Source organism: Micromonospora sp. D75 (assembly GCF_018070405.1).
GTDB lineage: Bacteria > Actinomycetota > Actinomycetes > Mycobacteriales > Micromonosporaceae > Micromonospora > Micromonospora chalcea.
In genome coordinates, this window is sequence record NZ_JAGPXV010000920.1 from 1 (window position 1) to 1,635 (window position 1,635).

At 73.1% G+C, this 1,635-nt stretch carries 2 protein-coding genes and 1 pseudogene; 2 read left to right on the top strand and 1 reads right to left on the bottom strand.

Translation table 11 applies throughout. The features are described 5' to 3' along the window. A partial coding sequence (locus KBX39_RS30685) for a GNAT family N-acetyltransferase (protein ID WP_210873893.1) occupies positions 1–600 on the top strand: 600 nt, incomplete at its 5' end. Then, entirely contained in the window at positions 597–1,259 is a 663-nt protein-coding gene (leuE, locus tag KBX39_RS30690) for a leucine efflux protein LeuE (RefSeq protein ID WP_043325749.1), read from the top strand. The genes KBX39_RS30685 and leuE, both read left to right, overlap by 4 nt. A gap of 61 nt (positions 1,260–1,320) precedes the next feature. On the opposite strand, the pseudogene KBX39_RS30695 reads toward leuE, so the two are convergent. Then, positions 1,321–1,635: pseudogene (locus KBX39_RS30695) on the bottom strand (sporulation protein SpoOM); the annotation flags it as partial.

Sequence of the window (1,635 nt, forward strand, 5' to 3'; positions counted from 1 at the left end):
CACGCGCCGGCGGTGCGGCGCGGCGAGCACGTGGGGGTGGAGCCGCTCGACCTCGCCCACGCCGACGAGCTGCACGCCGCCACCGACGACCCGCTGGTGTGGCAGCACCTGGGCGGTACGGGGCCGGCCGACGCCGACGAGATGCGCCGGGTGATCGGCGGCTACCTGGACGCGCAGGAGCGCGGCGAGCAGGTGTGCTGGGCGCAGCGCTGCGCCACCACCGGCGCGGTCATCGGCACCACCTCCTACTACGAGATCGACCCGGTCCGCAGGTCGCTGGCGATCGGCTACACCTGGCTGGGCCGCCCCTGGTGGCGTACCGGCGTCAACACCGAGGCGAAGCTGCTGCTGCTGGGCCGCGCCTTCGACGAGCTGGACGCGGTGCGCGTGGTCTGGCACACCGACATCCGCAACGAGCGCTCCCAGCGGGCCATCGAACGGCTCGGCGCGAGCCGGGAGGGCGTACTGCGGCAGCACAAGCAGCGCGCCGACGGCTCCTGGCGCGACACCGTGCAGTACTCCATGCTCGCGCAGGAGTGGCCGAGCGCACAGGCCAGCCTGCGGGAACGTCTTCGCGCGGCGGCCCCCGTGGCGTCATGATGTCCGGCGTGCTGGGGATCACCGACATCTGGACGTACGTGCTGGGCACCGTGGCGATCGTGCTGCTGCCCGGACCGAACTCGCTCTTCGTGCTGGCCACCGCCGCCCGCCGGGGCGTGGCCACCGGTTACCGGGCCGCGGCTGGGGTGTTCGTCGGCGACGCGGTGCTGATGTTCCTCTCCGCCGCCGGGGTGGCCTCGCTGCTCCAGGCGTACCCGCCGCTCTACCTGGTGATCAAGTACGCTGGCGCGGCGTACCTCGGGTGGTTGGGGCTGGCCATGCTGCGCGGCGCGTGGCGGCGCTGGCGCGACCGTAACGACCCGGCCACGCCGCGCCTGATCGACGAGGTCGAGCCGGCCGGGCCGCAGGAGCCGTTCCGGCGGGCGCTGGTGATCAGCCTGCTCAACCCGAAGGCGATCCTGTTCTTCGTCTCGTTCTTCATCCAGTTCGTCGACCCCGGGTACGCCTGGCCGGCGCTGTCGTTCCTGCTGCTCGGGCTGATCGCGCAGGTCGCCAGCGCGCTCTACCTGACCGCGCTGATCTTCACCGGCACGTTCCTGGCGGCCCAGTTCCGGCAGCGCCGTCGGCTGGCCGCGACCGGGACCACGGCGGTGGCGATGCTGTTCCTCGGCTTCAGCCTCAAGCTCGCCGCCGGCTGAGGTGTAAGGAAGGGCCCCTTCTTAACGCCTCCGGCAGAGGAAGGGCCCCTTCTTAACAAGATCACGTGCCATCGCCCCCACCGCCACCGCCGCCGATGCCCGCGCCGCCGGCCGTGCCGCCGAGCCCGTAGCCGGGCGCGACCGGACGGTCGGGCGGGCGGCTGACGTGCGCCGACTCGCGGATCGTGGCCGACCAGTCGGCGTGCGCCGCCGCGGCCGCGTGCCGGTCGATGGCGTGCCGCAGCCAGCCGTCCACTGTCGCCACCCAGTCCCGCTGGTCGGCCCCGGCGTGCCAGATCCGGAACCGGCTGATGCTCTGGTGGGTGATCCCGGCCAGGGAGAGCCGCCGGTCCAGCCAGAGCAGCACCTCCATGCC

Excerpts from the sequence above, each read along its gene's own strand:
- leuE (WP_043325749.1), top strand. The coding sequence starts at position 597 with ATGATGTCCGGCGTGCTGGGGATCACCGACATCTGGACGTACGTGCTG.